The sequence below is a fragment of the Pedococcus sp. P2_E2 genome (assembly GCF_056403955.1).
On record NZ_JBFUEM010000001.1, the window covers coordinates 136,515 to 150,768 of the forward strand.

Consider the following 14,254-nt stretch of genomic DNA (forward strand, 5'->3'; position numbering starts at 1 on the left):
CCACCACCCGGCACCACCACCCGCACGACCTCAGGAGCCCTCATGTTGGAGTCCGCTGCAGCGCTCGTCCAGGAGCATGCCGACCTCGAGAAGCAGCTGGCGGATCCCGAGGTCTTCGGCGACCAGAATCTGGTCCGCAAGCTGAACAAGAGGTATGCCGCGCTGGCGCCGACCGTCGCGGCATACCACGCGTGGCATGCCGCGACCGACGACCTGGCGGCCGCGCGCGAGCTCGCCAAGGAGGACGAGGGTTTCGCCGCCGAGGTGCCCGGGCTCGAGGCACGTCTCACCCAGACCGAGGGCACCCTCCGCAGGCTGCTCATCCCGCGCGACCCCGACGACGACCGCGACGTGATCCTCGAGGTGAAGGCCGGTGAGGGTGGCGAGGAGTCGGCCCTGTTCGCGGGCGACCTGCTGCGGATGTACCTGCGGTTCGCTGAGCGGCGCGGGTGGAAGACCGAGGTCATCGACGCGACCGAGTCCGACCTGGGCGGCTACAAGGACGTTCAGGTGGCGGTGAAGGCCAAGGGCACGCCGGCGCTGGGGGAGGGCCCCTGGGCGAGGCTGAAGTACGAGGGCGGCGTGCACCGCGTGCAGCGGGTGCCCGTCACGGAGAGCCAGGGCCGGATCCACACGTCCGCGGCCGGGGTCCTGGTCATGCCCGAGGCGGAGGAGGTCGAGGTCACCATCGACGCCAACGACCTCAAGATCGACGTCTACCGCTCGTCCGGGCCCGGCGGCCAGTCGGTCAACACGACCGACTCGGCCGTGCGGATCACCCACCTGCCGACGGGGGTGGTGGTGTCCTGCCAGAACGAGAAGAGCCAGCTCCAGAACAAGGAGTCGGCGATGCGGGTGCTGCGCGCCCGGCTCCATGCGGTCGCCAAGGAGGCCGCCGACGCCGAGGCGAGTGCGGCCCGACGGAGCCAGATCCGCACGGTCGACCGCTCGGAGCGGATCCGCACCTACAACTTCCCCGAGAACCGGCTGTCCGACCACCGCACGGGCTTCAAGTCCTACAACCTCGACGCCGTGCTCGACGGCGACCTCGAGGCAGTGGTCCAGTCCGCCGTCGACGCCGACGAGGCCGCCCAGATGGCGGCCGTCGCCGAGGGCGCCGGTCAGTGACGACCTTGCGATCGGAGGTCGTGCGGGCCACGGCTGAGCTCGCCGAGGAGGGTGTGCCCTCGCCCGAGGCGGACGCCGTCGCCCTGGCCGCGTTCGCCCTCGGCAGCGATGTCGCGGAGGTCAGGCGTCGCATGGTGATGCTCGACGAGGCCGATCCCGGTTTCCTCGATCGCTACGCAGGTCTCGTCGCGGAACGTGGTGCACGGATCCCGTTGCAACACCTGACCGGGCGGGCGGGGTTCCGCCGGCTCGAGCTCAGCGTGGGGCCCGGCGTCTTCGTGCCGCGGCCCGAGACCGAGTTCGTCGCCGGGCTGGCCATCGACGCCGCACTCGCACTGGAGGCGCCGCTCGTGGTGGACCTGTGCACCGGTTCGGGCGCGATCGCGCTCGCGGTCGCCGACGAGGTGCCGGCCGCGACCGTGTATGCCGTGGAGCTGGGTCGCGAGGCGCACGCCTGGGCCGAGCGCAACGTCGCCGACTCCGGCCTCGCCGTCGACCTGCGGCAGGGCGACGCCACCGAGGCCCTCCCCGAGCTGGAGGGGACGGTCGACGTGGTCGTGTCGAACCCGCCCTACATCCCGCTCGGCATGGTGCCGCTCGATCCCGAGGTCCGCGACCACGATCCCGAGCTCGCGCTCTATGGCGGCAGCGAGGACGGTCTTGCCATCCCCCTGGCTGTTGCGGCGCGCGCGGCTGTGCTGCTGCGCCACGGTGGGTTGCTGGTCATCGAGCACGCCGACAGCCAGGGAGTCACGCTGCCGGGCGCCCTGCGCCGGACCGGCGAGTGGACCGAGGTGGCCGACCACGACGACCTGACCGGTCGTCCGCGAGCCACCACCGCCATCCGGGCCTGACCCCGGCGCCGCGGCCGGGTCGAGACGACAGCCTCGCCCGACCCGACGGCCGTCAGCGCAACAGGTAGAACCGCCAGAACCCGAAGTCCTCGACCGGCAGCACCTCGAGGGAGCTGAAGCCGGCCTGCTCGGCATAGCGACGAAGGGTCGAGGGACGCATCACCGTGCCGGTGCCGACGCTGTCGTGGCCGGACATGCCGTCCGGGAGGCAGATCAGCAGGCTGTAGCCGTACATGACGCGCTCGAGCTCGTCGCCGTCCGGCGCGAACTCCTCGGCGACCGCCTCGTCCATCACCACCATGAAGCCGTTCGGCGCCAGCGAGGCCCGTGCGGCTGCCAGCACCTCCACCGGGCGGGGCATGTCGTGGACGCACTCGAAGGCGAACGCCGCGGTGAACTGCCCCACCGGCATGCCCGCGGCGTCACCGACCGTGAATGTGACCCGGTCGGCCACGCCCTGCTCCGTGGCGTTGGCGGTGGCCATCGCCACCGAAGGGGCGTCGATGTCGTATCCGTGGACCGTGGCGCCGGGATAGGCCTTGGCCAGCGCGATGCTGGACCAGCCGGCCCCGCAGCCGACATCGGCGATCGTTGCCCCGGGAGCCGACAGGGGATCGTGCACGGACGGGACCGCGGCCAGGGCGTCAGCGAGCCGCAGCTCGTACCACGGCCGGTTGGCGTCGGCCTGGGACTCACGGGCATCGGTCCCGAGCTGGTCCCAGCTCACCCCACCGCCGTGACGGTAGGCGTCGAGCAACCCGCCGAGCTGCGGACCCACGGCCGCGAACATGCGCGCCAGTGGCGCCAGGTAGCTCAGGCTGCTCTCGTCCGTCAGCACCTCCTGGGCGGCCGCCGGGATCGAGTAGACGCGGGCGTCAGGGTCGTCGTCGGGGCGGTCGAGGGCCAGCAGGCCCGTCACGGCCTGCTGCTCCAGCCACTCGCGCGCGTACCGTGGGTGGGTGCCGGTGCGCTCGGCGAGGTCCGGTGCGGTGGCCGGTCCGTCAGCGGCCAGGGTGCGGTACCAGCCGAGCCGGTCCCCGAGGTAGATGGACATGATGTCGGCGGTGCCGAGCAGGGCCCCGAAGATCCGTTCAGCGAGCTCGTCGGTGGTCGGAGTCGTCGGCGGGGGCGTCGTGGGGGGCAAGGTGGTGTTGCTCATCCCGACATGGTGCCGCCGCTCGTGGGGCCCTGCCCTCGGCCACCTGACGTACTGACCTGCGACGGGTCCTAGGCTGGCGAGCATGAGTCCGGTCTATGACTGCAGCACCGAAGAAGGCCGTGTCGAGGGCGTCGCCAAGGCGGTCGAGGCGGTCCGCGCCGGGGAGATCGTCGTCCTGCCCACCGACACGGTCTACGGCGTCGGTGCCGACGCGTTCTCGGCCGAGGCGGTGGCGTCCCTGCTCGCTGCGAAGGGGCGCGGTCGCGAGATGCCTCCGCCGGTGCTGGTGCCCAGCGTGCGCACCGTCGACGGGCTGGCGACCGACGTGCCGGCCTGGGCGCGCGACCTGATCCGCGAGTTCTGGCCAGGGCCACTCACCCTGGTCTTCAAGGCCCAGTCCTCGCTGATGTGGGACCTGGGCGAGACCAACGGCACCGTCGCGCTGCGGATGCCCCAGGACGACATCGCGCTCGCAGTGCTGAGCGAGGTGGGGCCGATGGCGGTGACCAGCGCCAACCTCACCGGCCAGCCGGCGGCCACGACAGTCACGGCGGCGGCCTCCCAGCTCGGTGCTGCCGTGACCGTCTACCTCGACGGCGGGCCGACCACGAGCACCGAGGTGTCGACGATCCTGGACTGCACCGGCGAGGAGTTCGTCCTGCTCAGGGCGGGAGCCATCACCGTCGAGCAGATCAGGGCCGTGCTCGAGACCGAGGACACGACCGAGACCGACACCGAGGGCGACACCGACACCGAGGACGAGACCGAGGACGCCTCGGAGGACGACGCGTCGGGCACCCCCGAGGTCGCGCACGACGAGGCAATAGAGTTGCCTGCGGATCCCACCGTCGACAGCCCCCTGCCAGGAGACACCCATGAGCGCTGACACCTTCTACGGTTCCGACTTCGGTGCCCTCGAGTCGTTCGATCCCGAGATCGCGGGGGTGCTCGTCTCCGAGCTCGACCGCATCCGCGGAGGTCTCCAGCTGATCGCGTCGGAGAACATGTCGAGCCCCCAGGTGCTCACGGCACTGGGCTCCACGCTGTCCAACAAGTACGCCGAGGGCTACCCGGGTCGCCGCTACTACGGCGGCTGCTCCGAGGTCGACAAGGCCGAGATCCTCGCGATCGAGCGGTGCAAGGCCCTGTTCGACGCCGACCACGCCAACGTCCAGGCGCACTCCGGCGCCAGCGCCAACCAGGCGGTCTACGGCGCGTTCATGCAGCCCGGCGAGACCATCCTCGCGATGGCCCTGCCGATGGGCGGCCACCTCACGCACGGCACCAAGGTGTCGTTCTCCGGCAAGTGGTTCAATGCCGTGCACTACGGCGTCGACAAGCAGACCGAGAACATCGACTACGCCGAGGTCGAGCGCCTCGCCAAGGAGCACCGACCCAAGGTCATCCTCGCCGGCGGGTCGGCGATCCCACGGCTCATCGACTTCGAGTTCTTCCGCAAGCTGGCCGACGAGATCGGCGCGATCTTCTGGGTCGACGCCGCCCACTTCATCGGCCTCGTCGCAGGCAAGGCGATCCCCAGCCCCGTGCCCTACGCCGACGTCGTCAGCTTCACGACCCACAAGGTGCTGCGCGGACCACGCTCGGGCGCTCTCGTCTGCAAGGAGGAGCACGCGGCCAAGCTCGACAAGGCCGTCTTCCCGATGATGCAGGGCGGCCCCCAGATGCACACGATCGCGGCCAAGGCGGTCAACTTCAAGGAGTGCGCGACTCCTGAGTACCAGGCCTACGCCAAGCAGGTCATCGAGAACGCCTCTGTCCTCGCGACCTCGCTGGGTGAGCGGGGGATCCGTCCGACGACCGGCGGCACGGACACCCACCTGAGCCTGCACGACCTCCAGGGTGTGGGCGTCACCGGCGCCGACGCCGAGGCGCGGGCCGACGCCGCGGGCATCGTCCTCAACAAGAACGCCATCCCGTTCGACCCGCAGAAGCCCAACATCGCCAGCGGCATCCGCGTCGGCACGCCGTGCGTGACCACCCAGGGCATGGGCACCGACGAGATGCGCGAGATCGCCGAACTCATCGCCAAGGCCGTCACGGAGGGTGACGCCGACCCCGACCACGCCGTCTCCAAGGAGGTCCGCGCCAGTGTCACGGACCTCGTCACCAGGTTCCCGGCCTACCCTCGAGGCTGAGTCCCGACCCACCCGAGCTCTGGGAGACACGCCTAGGTGCGCGAGTACCTCCTCGTCCTGATGGTCGCCGCGGTGATCACGTATGCCGCGACGCCGCTGATGCGCGCTGTTGCGGTGCGGACGGGCGCCTTCACGCCGGTGCGTGACCGGGATGTCCACTCGACCCCGATCCCGCGGCTCGGGGGAGTGGCGATCTACCTGGGGTTCGCCGCCTCGATGGTCGCGGCGAGCCACCTGCCGTTCCTCGGCCAGGTCTTCCGGCTGGGGCCAGAGCTCCGCGGGGTGCTCGTGGGCGCCGGCATCGTGTGCGTGATCGGCGCGATCGACGACATCCGTGAGATGGACTGGTTGACCAAGATGGGCGGCCAGATGATCGCCGCGGGGATCATGGCCTTCAGCGGGGTGCTGCTCTACCAGCTGCCGATCGGCGGCGTGACCGTGCTCCCGCAGCCGATCATGGTGGGGCTGACGGTCTTTGCCGTCGTGCTGTTCACGAACGCCGTCAACTTCATCGACGGCCTCGACGGGCTGGCCGCCGGCGTCGTCGTCATCGCGGGTGCGGCGTTCTTCATCTACAGCTACGGCATCTCGCGCAGCTACGACCCGCCCAACGTCTTCTCGTCGGCGACCCTCATCTCGGCGGCGCTGATCGGCTGCTGCGTCGGGTTCCTCCCGCACAACTACCACCCGGCCCGGCTCTTCATGGGCGACTCCGGCGCCCTGCTGCTCGGGTTGCTGCTCGCCGCCGCGACGATCTCCACCACGGGGAACGTCACGCCCGCGCAGGTGAGCACGAACCCTGTCGCGGCGACCCTGTTGCCGCTGGTGGTCCCTGCGGCCATCATCCTGCTGCCTCTGGTCGACATCCTGCTGGCCGTGGTCCGCCGGACCCGGCGCGGTGAGCGACCGTGGCACCCGGACAAGCAGCACCTGCACCACCGCATGCTCCAGCTCGGTCACGGTCACCGCCGCGCGGTGTTCCTCCTGTGGCTGTGGGCGGCGGTCGCCGCGCTCGGGTCGGTGAGCTTCATCTTCATCGACGACGCCAGGGTCGCCGGCGGGGGAGTGCTGGCCGCCGTCGTCGTCACCGGGGTGCTGACCATCTGGCTGCCCCGGTGGTCCGTCCCGGGACACCGCCCGAAGCTGACTGACGCCGCCAGCTAGCTAGCCGCCCGGCATACCCAGTCGTCGTTCGAGGCCGGCCCGCACGGACGGCCACTCCTGCGCCAGCACGCTGAAGACCACCGTGTCGCGGAAGCTGCCGTCAGCGCGCTTGGTGTGCCGTCGCAGGATGCCCTCACGGGTGGCACCGAGCTTGGCGATGGCCGCCTGCGAGCGCAGGTTGACCGCGTCGGTCTGGATCTTGACCCGACCGAACCCGCAGTCGAAGGCGTGCCCGAGGAGCAACAGTTTGCACTCGGGGTTGACCTGGGTGCCCCACCAGCGGGAGGCGTACATGGTCCAGCCGAGGTGCGCCCGCTCGTTCTCGAGGTCGACGTCGCCGAGCGACGAGGTGCCCACGATCGTGCCGGCCTCGCCGAGCCCACCCTCGCCGGTGAGCCGGACCGTGTATGCCGTGCGGCCGGCAGCGTGTGCCGCGATGTTCCCGGCGGTGTCCGCGCGGGTGGCGGCGAGGTCGGCCGGGGGCGGTCGCATGATGAAGCCCTGGTCGTAGACGGCCGGGTCGGTGTAGACCGCGTGCAGGCCTTCCGCGTCGCCGGGCGCCATCACGTCGAGGCGGACGAACCGGCCCAGGAGGGCGTCACCGGTCGGGGGAGTGGCTGACATGTCGGCAGGCTATCGGTGCCCGAATTTTGCCGATATCCGCGCGGGCCCTCCCTCTGTGGCCCTACGGTGCAACCGCCGAACTGAAGAGCCTCGGCGCCCGCACCACCCGCCCGCACCACCCGCCCGCCCGAGCACACCGCCGTGCCGCACTCCAGGGGGAGTCCATGAGCCTGTCCGACCACAACCAACCCGTCCCACCCGAGGCCACGGCCCATGCGGAGTACTCGTCGTTCCCGGCCAGTGGCTTCACGCAAGAGCCAGTCGAGATCGTGCCGCGCGGAATCCTGTTCTCGCTGGCGGCGATTCCGCTGGGCATGGCCGCATCCGTGCTCATCTGGAAGCTGGGCTTCATCGCCTCCATCACGAGCTTCCTCATCGCCGGCGTGGCGGGGTGGCTCTACGTCAGGGGGGCCGGGGCCGCTCCCCGCAAGGGCTGGCTTCCGTTGCTGGCGGTCATCGTCGGGGGCGTCGCGGCGTCCTTCTTCGCCATCGTCGCGGCCGACCTGGTCGAGGCCTACAACACGCCCGAGGGCCAGGCGGCGGGCTACCCCTCGGTGGTCGAGTTCGTCAGCGCGAACCTGTTCTACGGCGAGGTGTTGAAGTCCTACGGCACCGACCTGGTCATGTTCCTCGCGTTCGCCGCCCTCGGTGTCTTCGGCACCGTGCGCCGGCTGCTGGGCGTCCGCAGGGCCGTCTGACACGACGCCTGTGGTGGCCTGCGGCGGCCAGCCGTCCGCCGTCCGCGTCCACGCTGCCCACCCCGCCCTAAGCGGGGTGGGCTGCGTCGTGTGACGGGGCTCCGAGCCGGCTCGACGACGGACGGGGACCCTGCCGTGGCGGGCCTTGGGGTGCTTGTGATACCTTTCACAAGCACCCCAAGGAGGGTGCAGACCACCCCGTTCGCCAGGCACCGCAGCCCCGACGAATCAGGCAGGCCAGACCGATGAGCGCAGCTCCGCAGACCGACCGCGACCCGTTCGCGGTGATGCTGCGTGGGGCCTTCCTGCCGACGTTGGCCGTAGGACCGGTCGCCGTCGTCGTGGCGGCCGTCGTGGGCGGTGGCAAGGCGGCCCTGGGCGCTGCCCTCGGCTTCGCCATCGCCATGGTCTTCTTCGCGCTCGGCCTGCTGGTCATGCGCCGGCTGGGTGGGGCGTCAGACCCCCTGCGCTTCCTCGCCAGCGCCCTGGCCGTCTTCATGGGCCAGATGATCTTCCTGCTGCTCGTCATCATCGCCCTGCAGGACGCGTCCTGGCTGGACGGCACCGCCTTCGGTGTCGCCGTCCTCGCCGTCGCGCTGGTGTGGCAGGTGTTCCAGGTGATCGCCTTCGTCCGTTCCCGCAGGCTTGCTTTCGACGCACCGCAGGAAACCGGGCAGGATGGGGGCTCGGCCACATGACCATGGGAGCTCACCGTGACCACACCGTCCTCGCAGCCGTCGCCGGAGTCCCGGCAGACACCGCTGCAGCAGGCAGACTCGGGTCATCAGCGACTCGACGAAGCACGGATGTGGAACGTCGTGTCCTACCTCATCACCGGGCCGGCGATGTTCGGCGCGGCAGGGTGGGGACTGGACCGCTGGCTGGGCACGACGTGGCTGGTTGCCGTAGGGATCGTGGGTGGGATGGCCCTGTCGCTGTACCTCGTGTGGTTCCGGTACGGTACGCAATGACTTCCGCAGGTCAGCTCCCCCCTGTGTATGCCGGGCCCGGGCGCGAGAACGCTGCCTTCGTTGGCCCGTGGACTGTTTCGAACGCAAAGCTCAAGGAGAACCTGTGAGTCTGAACGTGCTGGGCACCATCAGCCTGGCTGCCGAGGGCGGTGAGGGCGAGGGCTTCCACGCCCCCACGCCGGCCGAGTTCTACCAGCCCCTGATCGGGCACGGCGACTTCGCGATCACCCGCCCGATGGTGGTCCTGGCCATCTCCGTGGGCCTGATCGCGTGGTTCCTCGTGGCGACGACCAAGCGTGCAGCGGTCGTTCCGGGCAAGGGCCAGTGGGTCACCGAGAACGCCTACAACTTCGTGCGCAACGGCGTGGCCCGCGACATCATCGGCAGCCACGACTTCCTCAAGTTCGTCCCGTTGCTGTTCAGCATGTTCATGCTGATCCTGGTCAACAACCTCTTCGGCATCATCCCGCCGATCCAGTACCCCACGATGAGCCGCATCGGCTTCCCGATCGCGCTCACCCTGCTGGTCTTCGTGATCTACCACGCTGTGGGCATCAAGAAGAACGGCGCATGGGGACACGTCAAGCACATGATCCCGCCGGGACTGCCCAAGGGCATCTACGTGCTGATCATCCCGCTCGAGCTGCTGACCTACTTCGTGACCCGCCCGCTGACGCTCGCGCTGCGACTCTTCGGCAACATGTTCGCCGGCCACATGCTGCTGCTGCTGTTCATCACCGGTGGCGAGTACATGCTGATCCACGGCGGGCTCGGGCTCAAGGTCGCGGGCGTCGGCTCCTTCGGCATGGCCTTCGTGCTGACCGCCTTCGAGGGACTGATCGAGTTCCTGCAGGCCTACATCTTCACGCTGCTCGCAGCCACCTACATCGCCGGCTCCCTCGCCGACGAGCACTGAGATCGTCCGGGCCTCGAGGCTCGGTGCAGGACCGCCAGACCCACAACTGAATACGCCACACGAACTCCCGCTCGGCGAGGTGCCGACGGATCTGATAACCGAAAGAGGACCTCTGACATGACTGGCAACATCGCCATCCTCGGCTACGGCCTGTCTGCGATCGGCCCCGGTGTGGGCATCGGCTTGATCTTCGCCGCCTACATCAACGGTGTCGCCCGCCAGCCCGAGGCGCGCGGCGTCCTCCAGGGCATCGCCATCCTCGGCTTCGCCCTCGCCGAGGCGCTGGCCATCTTCGGTCTGGTTCTCGCGTTCGTCTTCAAGTAAGCCGAACCACCCAGCCCAACGCCCCCTGGCACCACAGCACTAGGAGAACCCGTGCAGCACTTCACCGGCATCACGCAGGTGGTTGTCGCGGCCGCCGCCGAGGACAAGACCGGCGAACGCCTGCCGATCCTGCCCCTCTGGGGTGAGCTGATCTTCGGCGTCATCGCCTTCGCGATCCTGTACTGGGTCGTGGCCACCAAGGTCGTGCCCAACCTCGAGAAGGCGTACGCCGAGCGCACCGCCGCGATCGAGGGCGGGATGCAGCAGGCCGAGGAGGCCCAGCAGCAGGCCCAGGCGGCACTGGAGCAGTACCAGGCCCAGCTGACCGAGGCTCGTGCCGAGGCTGCGCGGATCCGCGAGGAGGCTCGCGAGCAGGGTGCGGCCATCGTCGTGGAGATGCGCGGTCACGCGCAGACCGAGGCGGCGCGCATCACCGAGGCGGCCCACAAGCAGATCGAGGCCGAGCGCCAGCAGGCGGTCGTCTCGCTGCGTGCCGAGGTGGGTCGCCTGTCGACCGACCTGGCCAGCCGCATCGTGGGTGAGTCGCTGCACGAGGAGACCCGCCAGAAGGGCATCGTCGACCGGTTCCTGGCCGAGCTCGAGGCCGGGGAGATCCAGCCCGAGAAGGTCGGGGAGGACGCCTGATGCGTGGATCGTCGCGTGCGGCCGCCATCGCCGGGAGCAAGGCGCTCGACGCCGCGCTCGCCGGTGGGGCAGACCGTCGCGCGCTCGGTGACGAGCTGCTCGCGGTCGTCGGCGTCATCGACGGGTCGGCCACCCTTCGCCGCGCCCTCGCCGACCCGTCCCGCGAGGGCGTCGAGAAGCAGACCCTCGCCGAGCGCCTGCTCGAAGGCAAGGTCTCTGCCGAGGCGATCGTCGTGGTCAAGAACCTCGTCGGGCAGCGCTGGTCCACCGAGCGTGACCTGTCCGACACCCTCGAGGAGCTTGCCGTCACGTCGATCCTCGCGGGCGCCGAGAAGGCCGGCCGGATCGACCGGGTCGAGGACGAGCTGTTCCGCTTCGAGCGCATCGTGGCGGGCAGCCCCGAGCTCCGCGACCGCCTCACCAACCGCCAGGGCGACGTCGACGCCAAGGCCGGCGTGGTGAGCCAGCTGCTCGACGGCAAGGCCAGCGAGGAGACGGTGCACCTGGCTCGCCAGGCCGTGCTGCATCCGCGTGGTCGCAAGCTGGACCGCACGCTCGAGCACTACCTCGGTCTCGCGGCCAGGCGTCGTGAGCAGATCACCGCGGTCGTGACGGCTGCGACCGACCTCACCGAGCAGCAGCGCGACCGGTTGTCCGCAGCGTTGCAGACCATCTACGGCAAGCCGGTCCTGCTCCAGGTCGTCATCGAGGAGCAGGTCCTCGGCGGCATCCGGGTCCAGGTCGGTGACGAGGTCGTCGACGGCACCGTGCTGCGGCGCCTGGACGAGGCCCGCCGGCACATCGCCGGCTGACCCACCGCCCCAGCGCCACGACACCAAGAACGCGGCATACCGCACCACAACTGAAGAAGCTGGACCACACCACAGACTTTGGCCCGACCCACCGGGCCAGCAATCGAGGAGAAGAGATCACATGACGGAGCTTTCGATCCGTCCGGAGGAGATCCGGGACGCGCTGGACAACTTCGTTCAGTCCTACGAGCCCGGGACGGCCTCGCGCGAAGAGGTCGGCCGGGTCAGCGACGCCGGTGACGGCATCGCGCACGTCGAGGGCCTGCCGTCGTGCATGACCAACGAGCTGCTCGAGTTCGAGGACGGCACGCTGGGCCTCGCGCTCAACCTCGACGTCCACGAGATCGGTGTGGTCATCCTCGGTGACTTCTCCAAGATCGAGGAGGGCCAGGAGGTCAAGCGCACCGGAGAGGTCCTGTCGGTCCCGGTCGGCGACGCGTTCCTCGGTCGCGTGGTCAACCCCCTCGGCCAGCCGATCGACGGCCTCGGCGCGATCGAGACGACCGAGCGTCGCGCCCTCGAGCTCCAGGCGCCCACCGTGGTCCAGCGCAAGTCGGTGCACCAGCCGCTGCAGACCGGCCTCAAGGCCGTCGACGCCATGACCCCCATCGGTCGCGGCCAGCGCCAGCTCATCATCGGTGACCGCCAGACCGGCAAGACCACGGTCGCGGTCGACACGATCATCAACCAGAAGCAGAACTGGGACTCCGGAGACCCGGAGCAGCAGGTCCGCTGCATCTACGTCGCCATGGGCCAGAAGGGCTCCACCATCGCTGCCGTCCGCGGCACCCTGGAGGAGGCCGGCGCGCTGGAGTACACCACGATCGTCGCGGCCCCCGCGTCCGACTCGGCGGGCTTCAAGTACCTCGCGCCCTACACGGGTTCGGCTATCGGCCAGCACTGGATGTACCAGGGCAAGCACGTCCTCATCGTGTTCGACGACCTGTCCAAGCAGGCCGAGGCCTACCGCGCCGTGTCGCTGCTGCTGCGCCGCCCGCCGGGCCGCGAGGCCTACCCGGGTGACGTGTTCTACCTGCACTCCCGCCTGCTCGAGCGTTGCGCCAAGCTCTCCGACGACCTGGGCGCGGGCTCGATGACCGGTCTGCCGATCATCGAGACCAAGGCCGGCGACGTCTCGGCGTACATCCCGACCAACGTCATCTCCATCACCGACGGCCAGATCTACCTCCAGGCCGACCTGTTCAACGCCAACGTGCGTCCCGCGATCGACGTGGGTGTCTCCGTCTCCCGAGTCGGTGGCGCCGCGCAGATCAAGGCCATGAAGGACGTCTCCGGTCGTCTGAAGCTCGACCTCGCGCAGTTCCGCGCGATGGAGGCCTTCGCGATGTTCGCCTCGGACCTCGACCCGGCCTCCCGCGCCCAGCTCGCGAAGGGTGCCCGCCTCGTCGAGCTCCTCAAGCAGCGCCAGGCCGCGCCGTTCCCGGTCGAGGAGCAGGTCGTGTCCATCTGGGCCGGCACCGCGGGTCAGATCGACTCCGTCGCCGTCGAGGACGTGTCCCGCTTCGAGAGCGAGTTCCTGGACTACCTGCGCCGCGAGAAGTCCGGTCTGCTGAGTGCGATCCGCGAGTCCAAGAAGTTCGAGGACGAGACCCGCGCCGGACTCGAAGAGGCCGTGACCAAGTTCAAGGAGCAGTTCCAGGCGTCCGGCGCCGAGAACACCCCCGTGGGCCACGAGGCCGACCCGGGTGCGCTCGAGCACGACGTCGAGCAGGAGAAGATCGTCAAGCAGAAGCGCTGACCGGTATGCCGGGTGCGCACCTCGTGCGCACCCGGCACCGCAGCGACCGTGCCGCCCACGCGGCATACCCGACAGTGCAGGACCAAGACGTGCAGCACACGACGACACGAAACTGAGAGAGGCGGCAACATATGGGAGCGCAGATGCGGGTCTACCGCCAGCGCATCCGGTCCGTCCAGGCGACCAAGAAGATCACGCGCGCCATGGAGCTCATCGCAGCCTCCCGCGTGGTGAAGGCGCAGCAGCGGGTGCGGGAGTCCTCGCCCTATGCGCGCGCCCTGACCCGAGCGGTCTCGGCCGTCGCGACCTTCTCCAACGTCGACCACCCGCTGACCACCGAGCACGAGGACGTCCGCCGTGCGGCGGTCCTCGTGGTGACGTCCGACCGCGGTCTGGCCGGCGCATACAGCTCCTCGGTGCTCAAGGAGAGCGAGCGCCTGATCGGCGACCTGCGGGGCGCCGGCAAGGAGGTCGTCCCCTACCTCGTCGGCCGCAAGGCGGTGGGGTTCTACAAGTTCCGCAAGCGTGAGTTCGCGGACGAGTGGACCGGGTTCACCGACCAGCCGACCTTCGAGGTGGCGCGGGAGATCGGCGACGCGCTCGTCGCCGCGTTCAACCAGGACTTCGCCGAGGGCGGGGTGGACGAGGTCCACATCGTCTTCACGCGCTTCGTCAACATGGTGACGCAGGAGCCCGACGTCATCCGCATGCTGCCGCTCGAGGTGGTCGAGGGTGAAGAGGCCCCCGCCGAGGACGACGTCCTGCCCCTCTACGAGTTCGAGCCGAGTGCAGAGCAGGTGTTGGACGCGCTGCTGCCCAAGTACGTGGGTGCGCGCATCTACAACTGCCTCCTGCAGGCTGCCGCGTCCGAGCTGGCCTCGCGCCAGCGGGCCATGAAGTCGGCCACGGACAACGCCGAAGAGCTCATCAAGAAGTACACCCGGCTGGCCAACCAGGCTCGCCAGGCCGAGATCACCCAAGAGATCAGCGAGATCGTGGGCGGCTCCGACGCCCTCGCCGACGCCAGTTGAGAAGGTAGAGAGA

Annotated in this window: 16 protein-coding genes; 14 read left to right on the forward strand and 2 right to left on the reverse strand. The window is 69.7% G+C overall.

Going from position 1 to position 14,254, the window contains the following annotated elements:
- The first annotated feature begins 42 nt into the window (after positions 1-42).
- The gene (prfA, locus tag AC1DWR_RS00605; protein WP_477623284.1) at positions 43-1,128 is read left to right on the forward strand and encodes a peptide chain release factor 1; all 1,086 of its coding nucleotides are present in this window, start codon (positions 43-45) and stop codon (positions 1,126-1,128) included.
- On the forward strand, positions 1,125-1,982 hold the full coding sequence (gene prmC / locus AC1DWR_RS00610) for a peptide chain release factor N(5)-glutamine methyltransferase (protein ID WP_477623285.1): 858 nt from the start codon (positions 1,125-1,127) through the stop codon (positions 1,980-1,982). The genes prfA and prmC overlap by 4 nt, the downstream gene beginning before the upstream one ends.
- A gap of 52 nt (positions 1,983-2,034) precedes the next feature.
- On the opposite strand, the gene AC1DWR_RS00615 is transcribed toward prmC, so the two are convergent.
- Complete coding sequence (locus tag AC1DWR_RS00615) at positions 2,035-3,141, reverse strand: class I SAM-dependent methyltransferase (RefSeq protein WP_477623286.1); 1,107 nt, start codon at positions 3,139-3,141, stop codon at positions 2,035-2,037.
- Between the two features lie 82 nt (positions 3,142-3,223).
- Between AC1DWR_RS00615 and AC1DWR_RS00620 the strand changes: the two genes are divergently transcribed.
- From AC1DWR_RS00620 to AC1DWR_RS00630, 3 genes are read left to right on the forward strand one after another with little or no spacing between them, the layout of a single operon-like run.
- A complete protein-coding gene (locus AC1DWR_RS00620; RefSeq protein ID WP_477623287.1) occupies positions 3,224-4,027 on the forward strand; it encodes an L-threonylcarbamoyladenylate synthase in 804 nt (267 codons plus the stop codon).
- Entirely contained in the window at positions 4,017-5,297 is a 1,281-nt protein-coding gene (locus AC1DWR_RS00625) for a serine hydroxymethyltransferase (protein WP_477623288.1), read from the forward strand. Before AC1DWR_RS00620 ends, AC1DWR_RS00625 begins: the two co-directional genes overlap by 11 nt.
- 36 nt (positions 5,298-5,333) lie before the next feature.
- Positions 5,334-6,461: an MraY family glycosyltransferase gene (locus tag AC1DWR_RS00630; RefSeq protein ID WP_477623289.1), complete on the forward strand. Its 1,128-nt coding sequence runs from the start codon at positions 5,334-5,336 to the stop codon at positions 6,459-6,461.
- Here AC1DWR_RS00630 and AC1DWR_RS00635 read toward each other — a convergent pair whose 3' ends face one another.
- Complete coding sequence (locus tag AC1DWR_RS00635; protein ID WP_477623290.1) at positions 6,462-7,085, reverse strand: GNAT family N-acetyltransferase; 624 nt, start codon at positions 7,083-7,085, stop codon at positions 6,462-6,464.
- A gap of 164 nt (positions 7,086-7,249) precedes the next feature.
- Between AC1DWR_RS00635 and AC1DWR_RS00640 the strand changes: the two genes are divergently transcribed.
- From AC1DWR_RS00640 to AC1DWR_RS00680, 9 genes are all read left to right on the forward strand, one after another.
- The gene (locus AC1DWR_RS00640; RefSeq protein WP_477623291.1) at positions 7,250-7,783 is read left to right on the forward strand and encodes a hypothetical protein; all 534 of its coding nucleotides are present in this window, start codon (positions 7,250-7,252) and stop codon (positions 7,781-7,783) included.
- 245 nt (positions 7,784-8,028) lie between these two features.
- Positions 8,029-8,481 carry a hypothetical protein gene (locus AC1DWR_RS00645; protein ID WP_477623292.1) on the forward strand — a complete coding sequence of 151 codons (453 nt, stop codon included), beginning with the start codon at positions 8,029-8,031 and terminating at the stop codon, positions 8,479-8,481.
- 15 nt (positions 8,482-8,496) lie between these two features.
- Positions 8,497-8,754: an AtpZ/AtpI family protein gene (locus AC1DWR_RS00650; RefSeq protein ID WP_477615582.1), complete on the forward strand. Its 258-nt coding sequence runs from the start codon at positions 8,497-8,499 to the stop codon at positions 8,752-8,754.
- Positions 8,755-8,857: 103 nt separating this feature from the next.
- Positions 8,858-9,670 carry a F0F1 ATP synthase subunit A gene (atpB, locus tag AC1DWR_RS00655; RefSeq protein ID WP_477615581.1) on the forward strand — a complete coding sequence of 271 codons (813 nt, stop codon included), beginning with the start codon at positions 8,858-8,860 and terminating at the stop codon, positions 9,668-9,670.
- A 117-nt stretch (positions 9,671-9,787) separates the two neighbouring features.
- Positions 9,788-9,994, forward strand: a complete 207-nt coding sequence (atpE, locus tag AC1DWR_RS00660; protein ID WP_056883533.1) for an ATP synthase F0 subunit C — start codon at positions 9,788-9,790, stop codon at positions 9,992-9,994.
- A gap of 69 nt (positions 9,995-10,063) precedes the next feature.
- Positions 10,064-10,639 carry a F0F1 ATP synthase subunit B gene (locus tag AC1DWR_RS00665; protein WP_477615615.1) on the forward strand — a complete coding sequence of 192 codons (576 nt, stop codon included), beginning with the start codon at positions 10,064-10,066 and terminating at the stop codon, positions 10,637-10,639.
- Complete coding sequence (locus tag AC1DWR_RS00670; RefSeq protein WP_477623293.1) at positions 10,639-11,451, forward strand: F0F1 ATP synthase subunit delta; 813 nt, start codon at positions 10,639-10,641, stop codon at positions 11,449-11,451. Before AC1DWR_RS00665 ends, AC1DWR_RS00670 begins: the two co-directional genes overlap by 1 nt.
- A 121-nt stretch (positions 11,452-11,572) precedes the next feature.
- A complete protein-coding gene (gene atpA, locus AC1DWR_RS00675; RefSeq protein ID WP_477615579.1) occupies positions 11,573-13,210 on the forward strand; it encodes a F0F1 ATP synthase subunit alpha in 1,638 nt (545 codons plus the stop codon).
- A gap of 131 nt (positions 13,211-13,341) precedes the next feature.
- Positions 13,342-14,241: a F0F1 ATP synthase subunit gamma gene (locus tag AC1DWR_RS00680; protein WP_477615578.1), complete on the forward strand. Its 900-nt coding sequence runs from the start codon at positions 13,342-13,344 to the stop codon at positions 14,239-14,241.
- Positions 14,242-14,254: the final 13 nt, after the last annotated feature.

Excerpts from the sequence above, each read along its gene's own strand:
- AC1DWR_RS00640 (WP_477623291.1), top strand. The coding sequence starts at position 7,250 with ATGAGCCTGTCCGACCACAACCAACCCGTCCCACCCGAGGCCACGGCC.
- atpA (WP_477615579.1), top strand. The coding sequence starts at position 11,573 with ATGACGGAGCTTTCGATCCGTCCGGAGGAGATCCGGGACGCGCTGGAC.
- AC1DWR_RS00670 (WP_477623293.1), top strand. The coding sequence starts at position 10,639 with ATGCGTGGATCGTCGCGTGCGGCCGCCATCGCCGGGAGCAAGGCGCTC.
- AC1DWR_RS00645 (WP_477623292.1), top strand. The coding sequence starts at position 8,029 with ATGAGCGCAGCTCCGCAGACCGACCGCGACCCGTTCGCGGTGATGCTG.
- AC1DWR_RS00635 (WP_477623290.1), bottom strand. The coding sequence starts at position 7,085 with ATGTCAGCCACTCCCCCGACCGGTGACGCCCTCCTGGGCCGGTTCGTC.
- AC1DWR_RS00620 (WP_477623287.1), top strand. The coding sequence starts at position 3,224 with ATGAGTCCGGTCTATGACTGCAGCACCGAAGAAGGCCGTGTCGAGGGC.
- AC1DWR_RS00625 (WP_477623288.1), top strand. The coding sequence starts at position 4,017 with ATGAGCGCTGACACCTTCTACGGTTCCGACTTCGGTGCCCTCGAGTCG.
- prfA (WP_477623284.1), top strand. The coding sequence starts at position 43 with ATGTTGGAGTCCGCTGCAGCGCTCGTCCAGGAGCATGCCGACCTCGAG.
- AC1DWR_RS00680 (WP_477615578.1), top strand. The coding sequence starts at position 13,342 with ATGGGAGCGCAGATGCGGGTCTACCGCCAGCGCATCCGGTCCGTCCAG.
- atpE (WP_056883533.1), top strand. The coding sequence starts at position 9,788 with ATGACTGGCAACATCGCCATCCTCGGCTACGGCCTGTCTGCGATCGGC.
- AC1DWR_RS00615 (WP_477623286.1), bottom strand. The coding sequence starts at position 3,141 with ATGAGCAACACCACCTTGCCCCCCACGACGCCCCCGCCGACGACTCCG.